This is a genomic window from Cellulophaga baltica 18, assembly GCF_000468615.2.
Lineage (GTDB): Bacteria > Bacteroidota > Bacteroidia > Flavobacteriales > Flavobacteriaceae > Cellulophaga > Cellulophaga baltica.
Genome location: NZ_CP009976.1, coordinates 1001194 through 1020921 on the forward strand (window position 1 = coordinate 1001194; position 19728 = coordinate 1020921).

Annotated in this window: 15 protein-coding genes; 8 read left to right on the plus strand and 7 right to left on the minus strand. The window is 34.7% G+C overall.

What is annotated here, in order from left to right:
• Positions 1 to 4: 4 nt before the first annotated feature.
• Positions 5 to 2737 carry a PD-(D/E)XK nuclease family protein gene (locus M666_RS04140; RefSeq protein ID WP_226989948.1) on the plus strand — a complete coding sequence of 911 codons (2733 nt, stop codon included), beginning with the start codon at positions 5 to 7 and terminating at the stop codon, positions 2735 to 2737.
• Position 2738: 1 nt separating this feature from the next.
• On the opposite strand, the gene M666_RS04145 is transcribed toward M666_RS04140, so the two are convergent.
• Positions 2739 to 3449, minus strand: a complete 711-nt coding sequence (locus M666_RS04145) for an SDR family oxidoreductase (protein ID WP_029447641.1) — start codon at positions 3447 to 3449, stop codon at positions 2739 to 2741.
• 111 nt (positions 3450 to 3560) lie between these two features.
• A complete protein-coding gene (locus M666_RS04150) occupies positions 3561 to 4622 on the minus strand; it encodes a phosphatidylinositol-specific phospholipase C1-like protein (RefSeq protein WP_029447640.1) in 1062 nt (353 codons plus the stop codon).
• Positions 4623 to 4879: 257 nt separating this feature from the next.
• On the opposite strand from M666_RS04150, the gene M666_RS04155 reads away from it, so the two are divergent.
• The 4 genes from M666_RS04155 to M666_RS04170 all read left to right on the plus strand — a co-directional run bounded on the left by M666_RS04155 (position 4880) and on the right by M666_RS04170 (position 11524).
• On the plus strand, positions 4880 to 5428 hold the full coding sequence (locus M666_RS04155; protein ID WP_029447639.1) for an RNA polymerase sigma factor: 549 nt from the start codon (positions 4880 to 4882) through the stop codon (positions 5426 to 5428).
• 57 nt (positions 5429 to 5485) lie between these two features.
• Positions 5486 to 6400: a FecR family protein gene (locus M666_RS04160; protein WP_029447638.1), complete on the plus strand. Its 915-nt coding sequence runs from the start codon at positions 5486 to 5488 to the stop codon at positions 6398 to 6400.
• A 72-nt stretch (positions 6401 to 6472) separates the two neighbouring features.
• Positions 6473 to 9748, plus strand: a complete 3276-nt coding sequence (locus M666_RS04165) for a TonB-dependent receptor (RefSeq protein ID WP_029447637.1) — start codon at positions 6473 to 6475, stop codon at positions 9746 to 9748.
• A gap of 6 nt (positions 9749 to 9754) precedes the next feature.
• On the plus strand, positions 9755 to 11524 hold the full coding sequence (locus M666_RS04170; RefSeq protein WP_029447636.1) for a RagB/SusD family nutrient uptake outer membrane protein: 1770 nt from the start codon (positions 9755 to 9757) through the stop codon (positions 11522 to 11524).
• Positions 11525 to 11644: 120 nt separating this feature from the next.
• Here M666_RS04170 and M666_RS04175 read toward each other — a convergent pair whose 3' ends face one another.
• Positions 11645 to 12787, minus strand: a complete 1143-nt coding sequence (locus tag M666_RS04175; protein WP_029447635.1) for a hypothetical protein — start codon at positions 12785 to 12787, stop codon at positions 11645 to 11647.
• Positions 12788 to 12898: 111 nt separating this feature from the next.
• Between M666_RS04175 and M666_RS04180 the strand changes: the two genes are divergently transcribed.
• Genes M666_RS04180 through M666_RS04190 form a run of 3 tightly spaced genes read left to right on the plus strand, consistent with a single transcriptional unit; the run spans position 12899 to position 16889 of the window.
• Positions 12899 to 13423, plus strand: a complete 525-nt coding sequence (locus tag M666_RS04180) for an RNA polymerase sigma factor (protein WP_029447634.1) — start codon at positions 12899 to 12901, stop codon at positions 13421 to 13423.
• Positions 13424 to 13471: 48 nt separating this feature from the next.
• Positions 13472 to 14380, plus strand: coding sequence for a FecR family protein (locus M666_RS04185; RefSeq protein ID WP_029447633.1), 909 nt, complete (start codon positions 13472 to 13474; stop codon positions 14378 to 14380).
• Positions 14373 to 16889: a TonB-dependent receptor gene (locus M666_RS04190; RefSeq protein WP_029447632.1), complete on the plus strand. Its 2517-nt coding sequence runs from the start codon at positions 14373 to 14375 to the stop codon at positions 16887 to 16889. Before M666_RS04185 ends, M666_RS04190 begins: the two co-directional genes overlap by 8 nt.
• A 389-nt stretch (positions 16890 to 17278) precedes the next feature.
• Here M666_RS04190 and M666_RS20460 read toward each other — a convergent pair whose 3' ends face one another.
• The 4 genes from M666_RS20460 to M666_RS04205 all read right to left on the minus strand — a co-directional run bounded on the left by M666_RS20460 (position 17279) and on the right by M666_RS04205 (position 19723).
• Positions 17279 to 17425 carry a hypothetical protein gene (locus M666_RS20460; RefSeq protein WP_155854984.1) on the minus strand — a complete coding sequence of 49 codons (147 nt, stop codon included), beginning with the start codon at positions 17423 to 17425 and terminating at the stop codon, positions 17279 to 17281.
• Positions 17426 to 17655: 230 nt separating this feature from the next.
• Positions 17656 to 18288, minus strand: coding sequence for a Pycsar system effector family protein (locus tag M666_RS04195; protein ID WP_029447631.1), 633 nt, complete (start codon positions 18286 to 18288; stop codon positions 17656 to 17658).
• 20 nt (positions 18289 to 18308) lie between these two features.
• Positions 18309 to 18965 (minus strand): NAD(P)H-hydrate epimerase, encoded by a 657-nt coding sequence (locus M666_RS04200; protein WP_029447630.1) that lies wholly within the window; start codon positions 18963 to 18965, stop codon positions 18309 to 18311.
• A 2-nt stretch (positions 18966 to 18967) separates the two neighbouring features.
• Positions 18968 to 19723, minus strand: coding sequence for a hypothetical protein (locus tag M666_RS04205; protein WP_151198025.1), 756 nt, complete (start codon positions 19721 to 19723; stop codon positions 18968 to 18970).
• Positions 19724 to 19728: the final 5 nt, after the last annotated feature.

Sequence of the window (19728 nt, forward strand, 5' to 3'; positions counted from 1 at the left end):
TTATATGATGCAAAGTTTCATAGAAGAAGTCGTTCAGGAATTACTACATAACGGTACTAATCTTACCGATACCATTTTTGTACTACCCAGTAAGAGAGCCGGTACTTTTTTAAAAAATACCATTTCTAAAAATATACACCAAACGATATTCGCTCCAGAAATATATAGCATAGAAAGCTTCATTGAACTTATCTCAGGATTAGAATATGCATCGAGCACAGAGCAACTCTTTACGCTCTATAAATCATACCTACAAACAAGCACAGAGAAAGATAAAGATAGTTTCCTGAGCTTCTCTAAATGGGGGCAAACGGTCCTTCAGGATTTTAATGAGATAGATCGTTATCTAATTGATACCAAAGCTATATTTTCTCATCTTTCTGCCATACAAGAATTAAACACCTATTTTCAAGAAGAGCCTACTCAGATGATTGCTGATTACGTGAAATTTTGGAATAATCTAGAAGCATTATATCATAGTTTTAATCAACATCTTTTAGAAAAAAACTTAGCTTCTCAAGGCTATGCCTATAGAACTGCAAATACGGCCGTAACAGCATATGTTGAACAAACCTTAGACAAAAAATTTGTCTTCATAGGCTTTAATGCCTTGAACAAAGCAGAAGAGAACATTTTGCAATACATACTGGAACATGCTACTGCAGCAATATATTGGGACATTGACCGCTATTTTTTAGAAGACACCCTGCATGACGCTAGTTTATTTATACGACAACATAAAAAAAACTGGAATTATTTTAAGACCCATTCTTTTAAAGGAATAAGCGCCAATTTTAATTCAAAAAAAAATATTCAACTTATCGGGGTTCCTAAAAATGTATCTCAAGCAAAATACGTAGGAAACTTATTAGAAAAAATTCAAGAAACACAACCCCTCTTATTAAAAGAAACTGCCATTGTCTTAGGAGATGAAAATCTGTTAAATCCTATATTGAATGCTATTCCAGAAAAAATAGCACGTATCAATATTACTATGGGGTATCCTATTCATAAAACACCAATAGCTGTACTCTTCAATTTATATTTTGAAGTATGGCTCACCAAAGAACCAAATGGATGGTTTTATCAACAATTACTAAATCTACTAGCCCATCCTTACCTTCAAATATATTATCAAACAGAGAAAACAAACAATGCCAGTGTAATAGCCAATAAAATAAAAGCTAGAAACTGGATCTTTGTACAAACAGAACAAATAGACAAAGCGGCTCCTGACGTAAAAGATTTGACGGATATTTTATTTGAGGATACTGCATTAACGCCAAAAAGCTTCATTAAAAGAAGTTTACAACTGATTAATGTATTAAAACAAAAATTTCAAGAATCGGGCAATAATTTAGGCTTAGAGTATTTATTTCGTTTCCATACGCTATTCAACCAATTAGAATTAATGGTTAATGAGCATGCCTTTATTACGGATATTAAATCTTTACAATCACTCTATAAAGAATTGATTGGTACAGAAACCTTAGATTTTCAAGGAGAGCCTTTACAAGGAACTCAGATCATGGGAATGTTAGAAAGTAGAAATCTAGATTTTGAAACTGTAATTATCACCTCTGTGAATGAGGGAATCTTACCTTCAGGAAAATCTAATAATTCATTTATCCCATTCGATTTAAAAAAAATATACGGGCTCCCTACATATAAGGAAAAAGATGCCGTCTATACCTATCACTTTTATAGATTACTTCAACGCGCTAAGAATGTTTATTTAATTTACAATACAGAACCAAATGTACTTGAAGGAAATGAAAAAAGCAGGCTCCTAACCCAACTTTTAACAGACGATACAATATCACAAAATATAAAAGAAATTACGGGATCTGCCGCGGTTTCGTCTCCCACCGTACCTATTGAACGCATTGAGAAAAGTAAACCTCTTATGGCGCAATTGAAAGCCTTATCTGAAAAAGGGTTTTCACCAACATCACTCTCCAATTATGTCAGAAACCCTATCGATTTTTACAAAAAAAGTATTCTAAAAATCAATGACCTCAATGAGGTTGAAGAAAGTTTAGCAGCAAACACTTTTGGAACCATTGTACATGACACTCTGGAAGATTTATACCAACCCTTCGTTGGCGAATTTTTAAAGAAAGAAGCTTTAGAAGCATTATTACCTAAGATAGAAGGTACTGTAAAACATAATTTTGCAAAGACCTATGCAGACGGAGATATTACCAGAGGTAAAAACTTAATCGCATACACGGTTATTCTACGGTATATTGAAAACTTTATAAAACTAGAATTAAAGGAAATTAAGCATCAAAAAATTAAGATAGTCTCTCTTGAGCAAATGTTAAATGTTGCATTAGAGATTCCAGGAATTCCGCATACAGTAAGATTAAAAGGTAAATTAGATCGAGTAGATGAAGTAGATGGCGTCACCAGAATCATAGATTACAAAACTGGAAAAGTAGAAGCTAGAAATGTAAAAATCACGGATTGGAATGACGTGATTGAGAATTACGATAAAAGCAAAGCTTTTCAATTGCTATGTTACGCGATCATGATAGACACCATGAAACCAATAGAAACCATAAAAGCAGGTATTATATCTTTTAAGAATTTAAACAGCGGAACTTTATACTTCTCTGAGTCAAAAACAGAGGAAATAAACAAAAGCACGCTTTTAGAATTTAAAAGCGTGCTAGATACTTTAGTTCAGGAAATTTTTAACCCTGAAATACCTTTCCTTGAAAAGGAAGTTTAAATTACTTTAAATCAGGACGGGTAGGGCGTACCTCAATTTTACTCGGTAGTGTTCTAGGATTCATTTTTAAGACATCTAAAACAAGCTCTCCGATATCTTCTGGCTGAATTTTCCATGCATCATCTTTTGAGGGCACATGATTGTTAAATTCTGAAGCCACAGAACCAGGCATTATGGTAGAAACTTTAATGCCATATTGCCTTAAATCTAACATGGCAGCTTGTGTAAAGCCAACTACACCAAATTTAGTGGCATTGTATCCTGCGCCATTGGCAAAAAAGTTGGTTCCTGCTAAACTCGCCAAGGTAATATAATACCCTTCTGATTTTTTTAATGCTTCTACAGAAGCTTTCAGCGTATGAAAAACACCATTTAAATTAGTATTAATCATTTGGTGCCACTCCTCCTCTGTCATCTTATCTACAGGGGCAAAATTACCAACTCCAGCATTTGCTAAGACCACATCTAATTGCCCCCATTTAGCAAGAATGGTGGCTACCGCTTTCTCTTCATCTATAAATTTAGTAACGTCAGACTCCAAAGCCAAGACATTAGAATTAGTTCCCAAACTCTTCGCCGCATCTTCTACAGAGGCTAAGGTTCTACCACTAATAGCTACTTTCATACCAGCTGCTAGTAATACTTTTGCAGTACCATAACCAATACCTTTTGATCCTCCTGTTATATAAACTACTTTATCTTTTAAATTCATATTCTTGATTTTTTAGTGAAGTTAAAATACTTGAATCTTCTAATCAAGAATTGACTGTTATAATTAGTTTAAAATTCAATTAGAAAATAGCAAAACTGTTATGATAAATAACTAGTAGTCCCCATTGATTGGATTAGCTCTTTCATAAGTAGCATCATCAAATTGTACTTGATAGGTAGACCTAAACAGCGTACTTGGCAAATAATAGTCTGTAGTAATAATTTGTGCTCCAGACTTTTTAGCCGCTTCAAAATTAGAGTAGTCATTGGTTCTTGCCTGTTTTGTTCCTGCATCTGCCCTAGTTCTTATGAGGTACCCCTTTCTAACTAGTTCTGGTATACGAGAATCCTTAGGATCATTCAAAATCATGGCGGCAGCTTCAGGACTGCCCTCTTTTTCATTGACAAATGCCACTCTACCCTTTAAATTAGAATGTTCCTTCTTATAGAGCTCTTTCTTTTTATGATTGTCATCTAAAATAAACAGAAACTTTCCTCTAGCACGTTCCATACTTGGCCAATTCCCTGCCAGAACTGCCGCTCCTAAAGTTTTATATTCCCCTATGATATTATCTGGCATAATAATTTTATCCGCACCTAAATAAGTACGTAGTTCCGTATCTAAAGCATCAAAAAGTGCAGCTGTAAAAGGCACTGCCTGTGTACCAAAAATGCTCTGATCACTATCTTTTGGCTCTAGGGTAATAAATATGGTACTGTGTTCCGGATTTCGGTCAGACCAGGCTCTCAATGCTATTAGACAGTCTTTTAACGTGTAATATGAGGTTCTAAAATCAATATCTATAATATGAAAAACCTTAAACCCTGAAGAATTCATGCTGTGCTTTTTATCATAAACCTCATCACCCGAAACTATAGAAAGCCCTTTAGGGTGTGCATACCTTCCTCCTTCTGGGTCTGCATGTACATCAATTTCTAAATTTCGCAAGCCTAAGTCTAGTTGTTCGGGAATAGGAATATGAGTGTATTCCAGGCTTTGCAAACCTCCCGTAGTATCTCTACGCTCCAAATAGGAATATAAGTTAGGCTGTATGGCTTGTTTATAACTATTATGAGAACCAATAACTTGAGTCTGGTGTAGTTTTCTATCCTGAGAATGTAAAGAAATAGTGCTTAACACTATAAAAGGAAGTAATTGTAAAGCTTTGATCATAACTAAATTAGTTGAATAAATTAAGAATAGCCTTGGCTCATGAAGTTACAAGACAAGTTGTAAAATAAAAGCTTTCTAAAAAATTTAGTAGTGATATAAGCTTAATCATTAGTTTAAGCTTATGTAAACTACACTATAAAAAAGTCATTTTGTGCACCAATAAAAAATTGATTTAATTATATGATAACATTCACATAAAATAAATTGAAAATTGATTTTCTTCTTTTGCGGTATCCATAAAATCTTATACCACACAAATGAAAACCACCCAAGAGTTTGAAAAAATATATTCTAATTATTGGGAAAAACTATATGTTTTCGCTTATAAAATGACAGGGGATAGCAACCTTTCAAAAAACATAATCCAAGATGTTTTTACGAATTTATGGGAACGCAGAGCAGAAATAAACATCATTTCTATTGAAAACTTTTTATTTAGAGCGGTAAAAAATCATATTTTAAAATTTTATCGACAACAAAAGCACAACCCTTCTGTATTAGACGAAACCCTTGAAAAACTTACGGAAGAGACATCGGAATATACTTCATCAGCCTATGCTGAATTTCTAACGCCACTATTAGAGAAGCTTCCTGAAAAAAGAAGGGAAATTCTTTTAATGAACAAACTGCAGGAAATGAACATTGATCAGATTGCAGAAGAATTACAACTTTCGAAACAAACTGTAAAAAACCAATTATCATCTGCTTTAAGACAAATTAGAATAGAATTAGCACAACTTAGCTGGTTGCTTTTGGGGTTAATTTCAGGTTCTTTTTTACTTAATGTTTGCTTAATCTTATCATAACATGTAGCGATAGTACGCATAAGCGTTTTCTGGTACTTACTATTAGAAAACATGTTTATGCATCAAGAATCTACATCTATACTCAAAAAATTATTCTCCAAAAGCATTGAGAATAAAACGAATGCCGCTGAGGATAAATTACTCTCTATACTTTTAAGAAAAGTATACCATACTATTTCTTGGGACGAAAAAACAATGGGAGACAAAAACGAGATAAAAGATGAAATTAGATCTAGAATAGCCATTACCCCTGTAAAAAAAGTAAATTTTACTTTTTTAAAATATGCTGCAGCATTGGCAATCATAACCTCTCTTATTCTTGTATTTCAGTACCGAAATAATACGACAAATATCCTAATTGCTACAACTACAAATGCCCTAGATTCTATTGTTCTAAATGATGGTTCACTAGTATATTTAGCCCCAAACTCTAGTTTGGAATATCCTGAAACATTTAAAGGTGAGCAACGAAATGTCACACTTTTAAAAGGAAATGCTTTTTTTGATATTACTAAAGACCCGAAACATCCTTTTGTTATTCAATCAGGAAAATTAAAAACCAAAGTACTGGGTACTTCTTTCCACATACGAATGGAAGAAAAAGAATGTAGTGTAGCGGTAGTTACAGGAAAAGTTGAGGTACGCTACAATAACAAGCTTGAAAATTTAATTCCCGGAGAAGAAGTACATACTCTTGGAAATACCCTCCAAAAAGAAACGCTAACAGGCATTATGCGCCTTAATTGGTATAACCAAGATTTACCCCTGAATGCGATAAAACTTCATGAGGTATTGCACTTCATACATCTAAAATATGGCATAAAAAACAATCTAAAAGATAGCCAAATAAAAAACCTAAGACTTACGCTATTCATCGGTAAAAAGGCAAGTGTCCAAGAAATATTAAATCAAATAAATTATATAACCAATTTAAATCTGCGCTATGAAAATGAAATAATTACTACGGATTAAAATTAAAAAAACCGCAATTGCTACGAACAATTGCGGCAAATGTTCAAGCATTATTCACTAACACTTAAATAAATGTATTTTAAAAATATTCCTTTTAAATTAAAACCAATACTTTTTTTAGTATTAAGTTCATTTTTCATCCAGATAGGATGGTCAAATGTTACTCTAGAGAATCAAAAAACAATAACAGTTAACTATACCAATGCTGATTTAATTACACTTTTAAATGAAGTAAGCGCACAATCTTCCTATAACTTTAGCTATGGAGAAGACATTTTAAAAGATGTCAAAAAGTATACGGTTTCCTATAACAATACTTCATTAGAAGCCGCTTTAAAAGATTTGGGTGCCAAGGCGGGTTTCTCGTATCGTATTACCAACAACATAATTCTCTTAAAGAAAGTAGCTCCTGCACCCTCCCAAACAGTTTCACAACAAACAATCACGGGTGTTGTCTTAGACGAGAACAATGCACCATTGCCTGGTGCAAGTGTACAAGTTAAAGGAACTTCTAATGGCGTAGTTACCAATTTTGATGGTGAGTTTCAAATAGCAACGAGCATCGGAAGTATTTTAAAAATCTCCTATATTGGATATAAGACCGAAGAGGTAACCGTGACATCTACCACTGTCCGAACACAACTCATCCCAGATGCAGCAGAACTCAATGAGGTAGTCGTAGTTGGTTATGGTAGCCAAACCAAAGCCGATGTAACTGGCGCTGTCACGCAATTAAAAGAATCTAGCTTTAGACAAGGGATCAACACTTCCCCTGATGGTTTATTACAGGGTAAAGTAGCGGGCGTACGCGTCGTGAATACAAGTGGGGAACCTGGAGCAGGAATAGATGTAAGTATTCGTGGTGTTGGCTCTATCCGTAGTGGTAGTAGTCCATTATTCGTTATTGACGGTGTGCCGTTAACCAATGATGACGTAAGCCCTTCTGGATCTAATGTTGGGTTTGGTTCTTCAAGTGCCAAAAACCCTTTAAATTTCTTAAATACGAGTGATATTGAATCTATAAATGTTTTAAAGGATGCCTCTGCTGCTGCAATATATGGCGCAAGAGGATCTAATGGTGTAGTCATCATCACTACCAAAAAAGGAAGAACAGGAAAAGCTTCTTTAACCTTAGATACCTATTTAGGAATGTCTACCGTAGCCAATAAAATAGATCTTCTAAATGCGGATGACTATAGAGCCGCCATCACAGATGATGCTTTTGACCATGGCGCTAGTACAGATTGGCAAAATGAAATTTATAGAACCGCCATTACAAAAAGTAATGTCTTGTCCTATTCCAAAGCCAATGAAAGTGGAAACTATTATGTCTCCTTAGGAAATATGGACCAAGAAGGTATTGTAACTAATAGTGAATTTAGCCGAACCTCTGGTAGGATAAATGTTGCTGAAAGCTTTTTAGACGATAAGCGTTTAAAAGTAAAAGTAAACCTTACCGCAAGTGAAACTGTAGATAATGGTGTACCCACTAGTGATGACGGTGGATCTAACGGGCAATTAATTATACATACGTTAATGGCTAACCCAACAAGACCAGTCTATGATGAAAATGGCGTATACACCAATTTTAATATGAATGCTCATTACAACCCAGCATACTTATTAAGTATTTATGAGGACGAAACACGTACACTACGTATTCTTGGGAATATAGAAGCTTCTTTGCGTCTATTTAAAGGTTTAGAGTATAAATTGAACTATGGAGTAGACCGCTCTATTGCTGAACGTAACACTACCATTTATCCAAACCTAACAGATTTGAATCCTTTAGGAATGTATGTTCAAAATAATCTAGAGTCTAAGAGCACATTGTTAGAACACTACTTAACCTACAACCTAATGGCAGGAGAAAAGCACAAATTAGAAATTTTAGGTGGCTTCTCTTATCAGAAGTTTGAGCGCTCCGGAACTAGTTTTAACCTAGACAATATCCCTGAGAAAGACAATGGCGTTAAACCGGTTTACAGCCCAACTTCAAACAATTCACAGATCAATATAGACGGCTTTGCGCAAGAGAATGAACTACAGTCTTACTTTGGAAGGTTTAATTACTCTTTTGATGGCAAGTACTTACTAACCGCTTCTATGCGTGCCGATGGCTCTACCCGTTTTGGCGAAAATAGCAAGTATGGTTACTTTCCTTCTTTTGCTTTAGGATGGAATATTTCTGAAGAAGATTTCTTACGAGATAGTCCTGTAGAAAGTCTTAAGCTAAGAGCAAGCTGGGGCCAAACTGGAAATCAGGAAGTACAAAACAAAATAACACAAGCTAGTTATGCACTCTCTGGAGCAGATGGCTATTACTTGTATGGTACTGATGCTTTGAACAATGGAATATCTGTATTAAGAACTCCAAATCCGGATCTTAAATGGGAGGTTGTTGAGCAGTATAATGTTGGTTTAGATTTTAGTTTATGGAATAGAAAATTATATGGTTCCTTAGATTATTTCCAAAAAACCACTACAGATGCCATTTTAAATATTCCATCTCAAGTATTGAGTCCCACTGATAATATTTGGGTAAATATAGATGGCGAAATTGTAAACTCTGGCTTGGAATTTATGATAGGTTCCAATCTTATTTCCAACTCAGATTTTAGTTGGGATGTAGATGTCAACGGTGCAACATTAGCTAATGAAATTAAAAACCTACCCGTATCTGAAATACTTTCTGGTTCCATATCTGGGCCTGGCCAGTCTGGCGTTTTAGCCAACATCTACAAAAGTGGTTATGCGGCTGGGTCTTTTTATTTATTAGAACATATAGGTTTTGACGAAGACGGATTTGATGTTTTTAAGGATACGAACAATGACGGTAATATTACAGCAGATGATCGTATCATTATAGAAGGTGCTTTACCAAAATTTACCTATGGTTTCAACAGTCAAATGAAGTATAAGAATTTTGATTTTTCGTTCTCTTTAATTGGTCAAGCCGGAGGTTATTTAATAAACAATACGGGCTTAAATGCATTAAACATTAATAATTTGGCATCTGATAGGAATGTTTCTACTGCCTATTATGAAACAGGTGCAAACCCAGCAAACTCGCCTCAATTGTCTACGTTCTATTTAGAAAAATCAGATTTTATACGTCTAAATACGGCGCGTTTAGGGTATAACTTACAGCTGAATAATGTAAACTGGCTAGAGGGGATTAACTTATATGTTACAGGTCAAAACCTTTTGACTATTTCTAATTATTCTGGATACGATCCATTAATTAATAGTCCAAAATCTAGTGGCGGAAATCAATCACTAGGAATTGACTATTCTAGCTATCCTGGTTCTCGAACATTTATTTTAGGCGCAATTTTTAAATTATAATAAACTATGAACACGCAACAAAAATTAACAATATATAGCATCACCTTTCTTATGCTTAGCTTACTCTTTACCAGTTGTACTGATTTAGAAGAAGTGGTTTTGGATGAGGAATTAGGAGAACAAACTGCAGATCCAGAAGGAGTATTGGCTTCTGCTTATGATCGTTTAGGCGATAAAACTTTTGTAGATCACGGTGGGGTTTTTGCACTTCAAGAATACACAACAGACATAGCTATGCTACCTACACGGGGTAGTGACTGGGGAGATGGTGGTAAATGGAGGTCTATGCATGAGTTTACTTGGGCACCAGACAACAGTATCGTCACAGGCAACTGGAATTATCTCACCAACGGAATAACACGTTCTTTAACCGCCATTGAAAGCATTTATACTTCAGAGGCGAGTACTAAAGACTTATTTTTAGCCGAAGCTCGCGGTTTATTAGCATTTTACACGTACACCACCCTAGATCTTTATGGACAAGCACCTTACAGAGATCCTTATGGAGAAGACCAAACGATCCAGATTCTACAAGCAGAAGATGCCATTGATGATTTGATTCTTGAAGTAGAAACTATTATTCCAGATTTAGCTGCGTTAGGAGAACAAGCTACCTACAATGGCCGTTTTACCAAAGAAGCTGCTTATGGTCTCCTAGCTACCATGTATTTAAATAGGGCCGTATTTAAAGACCGCTATAACAGTAGCGCCGCTTTTAATTTTACAGAAGAATCTTTGGTTGCTGGCAGTAATGATATGGAGCAAGTAATTAAGTATACTTCTTTATTAATTAATTCTGGGAAATTTGCTTTAGAAAACAATTACTTTTCAAACTTCTCCATTAATAATGGCTCAAGCACAGAAATGATTTTTGCGGTAGTTCAAGAAATTGAAGCAGTACGCTCTGGAGATAATGATTTTGGGTACGTATCTGTAGCCCGAAACCAAAGACCTTCTCCGGCTAATAGAGGAACCAATGCAGCCTGTACTACTCCAGAATTTTTTGCGACTTGGACTGGTAATGAAAATGATCCTCGTTTTTCTAGAAAATATCAATACAGTGACGGTACCTGGTTCATGAACGATGGTACTGATATAAGTGTACCTGCAGAAGATTTTGTTCCAGATTCAGAAAGCAATGCTTGGTTTCATTTTAATAGCGGGTTTTTAGTAGGTCCACAATTTGGTCCTGTTTTAGATGGCAATGGAGGCTTTATTATGACTGCCGATGGAAGAATTGCGGTATCTCCTTTAGTTATGGAAAAAAGTACTGCTACTCCTATGGATTTTACTCCTGAGCTTAACTTTGATAACCCTGCTCAAGCGGTTTTTGCCCAAGATCAAATCAATAGAGGAGTCCGTATTTTTAAGTTTGAATATGATCCTGAAAACGGTAACGGTACTAGTAAAGTAGATATTCCATTATATCGTTTAGGAGGAATGTATGCTATGCGCGCAGAAGCCTATTTTAGAAACGGCCAAACGGGAGCGGCATTAACAGATCTAAATATGCTAAGAACAGGCAGAACTAGAGAAGCCCTTTTTGGTAATGCTCCTGGCGAAATATTAACGGCTTTGGATGAAGCGCAACTCTATAAAGAAATAGGATTTGAATTGTATTGGGAGTTACAACGAAGACCTCAAATGGTACGTTTTGGCACTTTTGATGCGGCATATACCGCTAAACCAGCAACCGAACCATATCGAAGAATTTTTCCTATCCCTCAGGAAACTATGGATGTCACCAAAGAATTCGTACAGAATAGTGGGTACTAAGTTTCGTTAGTTTTACTAGTTTTTTTACACCAAAAGCTCCATAATCTAATTATGGAGCTTTTACTTTACTGAAGCGTGGTATTCAAACATCTTCAGCTATCGCATGTAATAGTAGTGGTACTAATCATCGTCATCATCACTGTCATCATCCTCCCGGTTATTATTCTCGCTCTCGCCAGTAGGAACACACTCCTCTTTGAATCTAAGACTCCTTAAGCCACTTAAGAGTTCTATTTTACTTCTAGCCTCATCGTTATGAAAGATAGCAAGATCTATAATCGTCCAGGTACCATTAATATCTGATAACTCCGGAAGCGTAATTTCTAAGTAGGTAAAAAGTGTCAGTTTGGTGGTAGCCCAACTACCCGTATAAGTTTCTGATGTAGAAGTATTCACCTCAACACTTCCATCTGCTTTAAAATTGAATGAAAAACCTTCATATTCATCTTTCTTACTGATACCTAAAATAAAAAGCTTATCTACTTCCCAAGCATCACAAGTAGACCAAATTGTTGCAACTTCTTCTTCAGAGCAATCATCACATTCCGTATCTTCTACATTAGTATCCTCCTCATCACAGCTATCTTTAGAACTCTCAATAACAGCTTCTAATTGCTCCATAGTGTTGACTTCTAATTCTGAGCCATCTTTTAATAAGACCTGTATCGGAAAATCTATATTCACTACATGATTATCTGTCAAATCATCTAAAAAATCTAGCAACTCATGATCATTCTTTACCGTATTAGCACTTAGAACTTCTGTAATGGTATTAAACAAAGAAATACCTATTGGATATTTTATATCAATACATTCAATATCATCATCAATACTATTCTCATCTCCACAAGCATTCCTGTAAACTTCAAGCTCGGCTGCATTTGAAACTATAGCTTCTGAATAATCTGCAAAAACTACTGTAGCTGGGTAAACTATTTCTAAGACATCGTCATCATCCGGATCTAAACTGAAAACATCACTGATAAGATCCAAATCTTCAATACTCAATACTTCTATAGCTACACCGTTAACAACAACATCTACTGGAAGCTTCATAGAAATGCAACTTGCTTGGTCTATAATATTATCATAAGAACCATCATGTAAGGCTGTTCGGGTTAGTAATGTATAGGCATTAGAACCAACAACCAGTCTATCTTGTGGTGTAGCCCCCTCAAAAACTGACTCTTCTTTTCTACAAGAAGTGTTTAGAAGACTTAGAAAAAGTAATAAAAAACCTATTAATACGTTACTGTTTTTCATGGTTAGGATAAATTAATGTGTTTTGTGTACTACTATAACAACTCAACGTTAAAAACTCCTGAAAATTTTAGAAAAAAGTTTTTTGAAATTTTTGAAATAAAAAATATCGTATTGAAAAAAGACCTCCACGCAGATATTTGCAATGAAACATTATACGCCAATATCTATAATAAATACTCCCAAAGTTTACATGATTTTTTATACTACAAGTATGGAGAAAATTTAAATCCTGGTGATAAAGCACAAGAAGCGTTTATAAAATTATGGGAAAATTGTAAAAAAGTAACCCTAGAGAAGGCTAAATCTTTTTTATATACTGTTGCTAATAATTTAATGCTGAATGAATACAAACATCAAAAAGTAGTTTTAAAATATCAGAATGATGCTCCTAAGGACTACACGAACGAAACTCCAGAATTTCTTCTTGAGCAAGATGAATACTATAAAAAATACCAAAATGCGTTGGCTAAATTATCTGAAGACCAACGTAGCGCTTTTATGCTTAATAAGGTAGAAGGTAAAAAGCATGAAGAAATTGCACAACTATTAGGGGTAACAAGAAAAGTTGTAGAATACCGTATATACTCGGCTTTTGATCAATTAAAAAAAGAATTAGAAAATTTTAAGATAAAATAGTCAGGAATTTTAGCTTCTTAGTTGTTTTATAATAAACGAGTATATCTCATGGATAAAAACAAATTAATACAGAAATGGTTGGCAGACGAACTAACGGAAGAAGAAAACAATGTTTTCGCTACCTTAGACGAAGCGCCTTTCTATACGAAAATTATCGAGGATGCTACTGTTTTCAAGGCTTCAAACTTTTCTAAAATGCCAGATTTCGAGACTTTTAAAGCTCGTATTGAAGAAGACAAAACTCCCGTTAAAAAACTGCAATGGTTTACGCCTATGCTTAAAATTGCAAGTGCCGTTGTAATCCTATTTGGTGTTTACTATAGTTTCTTTTATACTACCCTTACTGATATTGAAACAAGTGTCGCGCAAAAAACAACTATTGAATTACCAGATTCCTCAAGAGTAGTATTAAATGCAAGCTCTGAAGTAAAATACAATGCGAATGAATGGAATGATAAAAGAGAAATTGAATTAAATGGAGAAGCATTTTTTGATGTTGCCAAAGGATCTAAATTTGATGTTATTACGCCTTCAGGAACCGTATCTGTATTAGGTACCGAGTTTAATGTAAAACAAAGAGCTGGCATTTTTGAAGTTACCTGCTATGAAGGTACGGTACGTGTAGTTACAGAAACGGGTACAGAAATATTGAAAGTAGGAGATAAATTTCTTGAAATTAACAAGACGATTAAAACAAGTAAACATACGGTGCCTAGTCCGCAATGGGTAGATAATATGAGTCAGTTTGAGCGTATTCCTGTATATGAAGTGCTTGCAGAACTTGAAAGGCAATACGCTATTCAGATAAGCGCTCAAGATATAGACACTGAACAATTATTTACAGGAGGTTTTGTTCATAACAATTTAGAAGATGCACTTATGGCTATAGCTGAGCCATTAGGATTAACGTATGAAATACTAAAGCAAAACAAAGTGCGTTTGCTTATTAGTGAGTAAGAAGTCTTATTTTTATTTAGGAATAATCCTGCTATTTTTTAATAGCATACATATACACGCTCAAGAAACAAATACGGCACTTCCTCTTGACAGTATATTAAGCACCATAGAATCTCACTATGATGTACAATTTAATTACGCATCTTCTCTTATAGAGAACGTAGCCGTTAACGCCATTGACACCTCATTATCTTTAAAAGAGACCATAGCAGATTTAAGACAATCATCTAATTTAAATTTTGTTTTTGTTTCAAAAAAAATCATCTCTATTAGAAAAAAGAAGCGGAAACTCTGCGGCTATATTACCGATAAAGACTCTGGAGAATTACTGCCCTATGTGACCATCCAAAATGGAAGCGCAGGAACACTCACCAATGAAGCGGGGTATTTTGAAATAGAAGTTAATTCTGATGATGACATCATCTTTATTAGACATTTTGGACATAAAATTCTACAAAGGCAAGTACGGTATTTTAGTAAAAGTAGTACCTGTGAGAACATCTACTTAGTTACCAACCATGAGCAATTGGTAGAAATTGTGGTCTATGATTATTTAATTAGAGGTGTAGACAAATTAGACAATGGAACGTTTCAAATAGATTTTAATAAATTCTCTATACTTCCTGGCCTTATTGATAATGACGTATTACAGGCGGTACAAGCCTTACCTGGCGTACAAAGTATTGATGAAACCGTATCTAATATAAATATACGTGGAGGCAGTAATGATCAAAATCTAATTACTTGGGATGGTATTAAAATGTACCAATCTGGTCATTTCTTTGGACTAATCTCTATGTACAACCCTAACATAACCCAGAAAGTAGAACTTCGAAAAAATGGCAGCAATGCATCCGAGACCGATGGTGTTTCTGGAACCATTTCTATGGGTACCGATAAATACATCAACCAAAAATTTAAGGGAAGTATCGCTGCTAACCTTTTAGACATTAATGGCTACATTGATACCCCATTAGGGAAAAATGCATCTTTACAAATTGCCGCAAGAAAATCTATCAGTGATCTTGTAGAAACCCCCACCTACTCTAAATACTATAAACGTATTTCTCAAGATACAGAAATAGAAAATGAAGCTTCTGTTAGAACCAATTCTGATATTGGATTTAATTTTTACGACACTTCCTTTCGATTATTAGTTACTCCTTCTGATAAAGACCGATTGCAGTTTAACTTCATACACACGGCCAATAATGTGAGGTTTAATGAGACTGAAAATTCATTCGGTGCCCAAGAAATACAACAGAGCAACCTAAAGCAAAGTAGTATCGCTGGCGGCATACAATACCACAGAAATTGGACGGATACTTTTAAAACTGAAGTGAGCGTCTATGAGACCGATTACCAGTTAAAAGGTACAAATGTAAACATTCAAGAAAATCAACGGTTTCTTCAGAAAAACATTGTTTCTGAGACCGGAGCAAAACTATTAACCCGAACAAAATTGTCTTCTCAACTATCACTTACCAATGGGTATGATTTTGTAGAAACCAAAGTTTCTAATTTAGATGACGTAGATGATCCTAGATATGTATTGTTAGAAGCAGAAGTACTAAGAGCTCATGGTGCTTTTAGCGCCTTGAATGTATCAACAAAAAACAAGGGAACCCACCTTAACTTAGGACTTAGATATAATTACATTACCAAATTTAAAAAAACACTTTGGGAGCCAAGAATAAGTTTTAACCATGATTTTTGGAGCACTTTTAATATTGAAATTCTAGGAGAGTATAAACACCAAAATACATCTCAGATCATTAATTTTCAAAATGATTTTTTAGGAATTGAAAAAAGACGTTGGCAATTATCTAATGACAGTACCATTCCTATTATTAGAAGCAAGCAAGTGTCTTTGGGCCTAAGCCATAATCAGAAAGGATGGTTGGTAAATGTGGTGCCATTTTATAAAGAAGTACAGGGCATAACCACACAAAGTCAAGGTTTTAAAGATGCTTATGAATTTTCTAGAGAGCGCGGAAATTATGATGCTAGCGGGATAGACGTATTGCTTAGAAAACAATTAAAAAACTCTAGTAGCTGGATAAGTTACTCGCACTTGAAAAGCAACTATACTTTTGAAAACTTGCAGAATGAAAGTTTTCCTAGCAATTTTGATATTACAAATACGATTACTGCCGGTACAAATTATACAATTAAGAGTTTGTTATTAGCAACGGGGTTCAACTGGCGAACAGGAAAACCTTTTACCAGACCTATTATAGGGAATGAAGTAGAAAATGGCACCATTAACTACGGCGAAGCAAATAGCAGTAAACAAAGTGATTATTTGCGTTTAGATGTATCGAGCAAGTATCAATTTAATTGGCGTGAAAAAACCAAATTAGAAGTTGGTGTTGCATTATGGAACATACTAAATAGAGATAACTCTATGACTTCTTACTATAGACTAGATGCCTCTGAAAACATACAAAAGGTAGATCAAAGCTCTCTGGGTCTTACTCCTAATGCCACCGTAAAGCTAATTTTTTAAGAAAAAATATTAGGCTACACATTGTGGGGGGACAATTGCGGTGTAGCCCAATAGTTAGTTGTCAATTTTTATAATATCATAAGTAGGATTAAGAATTGGATTAGAATAAAAATACCTAGTCCAATTAGAAACTTTTTATACTTAACTAGTATAGTTTTCATTTCTTCATTTTGAGTAATCTTTAGAGCAGAAATTCGTTCATGTAAATCCATAATGTCCGCTGTTCAATGTTATTACTAAAAAATAAATGTCAATCTTGATACTGTAATCTGGGGGCTACAACACCAAAGATTTTCATTTGTAAAAAACTTAACACTATTACTTTGTAATCTATATGGGCTACATAACGCTTGGGGAAACTATATACAGCTTTTTATAAATAACAAAGATTATAGTACCATATATAGAATTGAAAATTGAATAATTGCAAGTACTCCAATACCAATAATAAATTTATTACAGTTAGCGAAGATTGCATTAATCTCTTCCATTCCATTTGTCTTTACTCCGTAGGTTTGTTCATGTATAGTCATCATCTTTTCTTTTTCATTGCTTATATAAATAAAACAACCATCTACTTAAAACTCCTGAAAAAAAATTGATTTTTTTTTACTTAAAATAAAAAACTCAAGAAAACAGTCATTTCTTGGGTTGTATTCAAAAATACTACTCATTCATTACCAGCGATATACCGTAACTAAAAGCAGAATATTTTTTATTTTACTAAAAAGATCTTAAATAAATAAAATTTTATAAAATCCCGTCATTAGACCATCGAGGCAAACAATAAATGACACATAAGAAAAGCTATCACCGAAAGAATAATCCCGATTAAAAAAACATGAAAAGATTTACGAAGAAGCCTAAATTTTCTATCTATCGTTTTACCAAGATAATAGGCATCTTTTGCAATAGTTTCATACAACTCATCTCCTTTGTACATTAAACCAGTCATCTGGGTTACATACTCTTCTTCATTCATGGTATTGAAATTCCCATAAAACAATAAGTTGTTGGTATGCTTCTCCCCGTGTTTTAATTCTGGCCTAGTAGCAAAGATTGCAAATGCAATAGATATGATGTTGGTAAGCAGCATCATTACCACTGGATATATTAAATGAGGATCTTTATCTAACTGCCCGTAAACGGTTCCTAAGATTATAGATAGGATAAGGGCATTTATAGAAATCAATATGTTTGATTTCCGATCTATCATGGTATTGAGCGTGTATTGATTTTTAGAAACTAACCTAAATAGCGTTTCTGCACCACGTTCTGACCTTGGCTCTACCTTAGCCAATTTCTTTTTTAATGCCTTTAAGCCATCCATATCAATATTTAATTCCTCCATTAAATATTTACTTTCTGCTTTTTGTGTTTTTTTATCTTTTGGCTCCATACGGATTAAAGTTAGCTATTTTATGATTTAAAAAAAGAAGGCATAGGAATATTAAACTTCTCATAGATGCCATAGGGAATTCCTATATCGGCAATAAAAATTTTAGTTTTAAGAGAGAGCGTATTCAGAATTTGCTTAGGTGCTGCCAAGGTAAGCACTTGATCTGCTTGGAACATAGGCTGCGTGCCATCTTCTGAAATCCCCATAGGAATATCTAACGAAATTCTAATGGCTTTAGACGTATTGGCTGCCTGCATTCTGGTTAAAAATGCTTCGCCTAAAGGGAGTCTCTGCGAAAAACCTAAATAAGCATCTACCCATATATCTGGTATTGCGATTACTTCTTTTTTCGCTCCAAACAGGAGCGCACGCTCTAATTGCTCTGCCGGTAATGGTTTGGTAATTTCTACAGGAATATCTAAATACACCTCATAACCCCAAGCGGCTAATCTACGGGCAGCCACTAGACCGCCACCACCATTATTACCATTGCCTACCCCTATTAAAATTGTAGAGGCTTTAGTAGCAGATAATGCAATCAAATTAGCCAATTGCAGCCCTGCATTTTCCATCATCAGGGCTATAGGTAAATTGTACTGCGCAACTGCGAGGTAATCCATCTCCTTAAAAGAAGCCAATGATAATGCCTCTGTAATTCCAAAATGATTTTCTTTCAAAATTATAATGCCTTATAGGTTAAGATTGTTTCTTTAAAAAAAGCAATTGCTTTGTCTACATCTACATGTTTCATAGGGTTTACCGCTCCTTTGAAACCTTCATTTTTCCAACTTCCTAAAGGCAATTTCTCAAATGCTTCCGTACTAATACCATTGTGCCCCTTGTATCCACTAGTGTATAAATAAAAATCAGCTACTAGTGTATCTGGTATGGCCATACCAAAACCTACGCTAACATCTTCCGGTTTGTCTAAGGCTATAAAGCCTCCAGTATCAAAATGATGTGGCCAAACCCGAATGGTAGTGTCTAAATTTAGCTCTTTGACTATCGCTTCTAAAGAATTTTGGGCAATGGTACGTAGCTTTACCAAACGAGTAAGTTCTTCTTGTGTTGGTTTTTTAAACGTAAAATCAGCTGTTATTTTTTCATATGGCAACTCATAATGTAATGCATAACTATAAGGTGTATTCCGTTCTAAAACTTCCGATACATGCTGTATCCATGTAATTATTTCTTTATGCGTTTTACCGTCTAGAAAAATAACCTCCAATTGCTCTTCATTGCGCAACCAACTAAGTGAAAAAGTCTGATAATCTAGTGCTATTTTATAGCCATTATCATTTAGAGGCCATGTTTCCAAAGAACCTTTTTCTGCATTGAATCCAAGGTTAGTGTGACTATCATCTGGCTTTTTATCTAAAAAATTAATCCCTGCTGTTGCTAAGTATTGTGCTGCAATATGAATTTGATTTGTCATGATTT

What these genes read in the sequence shown, in the direction of transcription:
- M666_RS04140 (WP_226989948.1), top strand. Translation starts at nt 5, where the DNA reads ATGATGCAAAGTTTCATAGAAGAAGTCGTTCAGGAATTACTACATAAC.
- M666_RS04145 (WP_029447641.1), bottom strand. Translation starts at nt 3,449, where the DNA reads ATGAATTTAAAAGATAAAGTAGTTTATATAACAGGAGGATCAAAAGGT.
- M666_RS04150 (WP_029447640.1), bottom strand. Translation starts at nt 4,622, where the DNA reads ATGATCAAAGCTTTACAATTACTTCCTTTTATAGTGTTAAGCACTATT.
- M666_RS04155 (WP_029447639.1), top strand. Translation starts at nt 4,880, where the DNA reads ATGAAAACCACCCAAGAGTTTGAAAAAATATATTCTAATTATTGGGAA.
- M666_RS04160 (WP_029447638.1), top strand. Translation starts at nt 5,486, where the DNA reads ATGCATCAAGAATCTACATCTATACTCAAAAAATTATTCTCCAAAAGC.
- M666_RS04165 (WP_029447637.1), top strand. Translation starts at nt 6,473, where the DNA reads ATGTATTTTAAAAATATTCCTTTTAAATTAAAACCAATACTTTTTTTA.
- M666_RS04170 (WP_029447636.1), top strand. Translation starts at nt 9,755, where the DNA reads ATGAACACGCAACAAAAATTAACAATATATAGCATCACCTTTCTTATG.
- M666_RS04175 (WP_029447635.1), bottom strand. Translation starts at nt 12,787, where the DNA reads ATGAAAAACAGTAACGTATTAATAGGTTTTTTATTACTTTTTCTAAGT.
- M666_RS04185 (WP_029447633.1), top strand. Translation starts at nt 13,472, where the DNA reads ATGGATAAAAACAAATTAATACAGAAATGGTTGGCAGACGAACTAACG.
- M666_RS20460 (WP_155854984.1), bottom strand. Translation starts at nt 17,425, where the DNA reads ATGATGACTATACATGAACAAACCTACGGAGTAAAGACAAATGGAATG.
- M666_RS04195 (WP_029447631.1), bottom strand. Translation starts at nt 18,288, where the DNA reads ATGGAGCCAAAAGATAAAAAAACACAAAAAGCAGAAAGTAAATATTTA.
- M666_RS04205 (WP_151198025.1), bottom strand. Translation starts at nt 19,723, where the DNA reads ATGACAAATCAAATTCATATTGCAGCACAATACTTAGCAACAGCAGGG.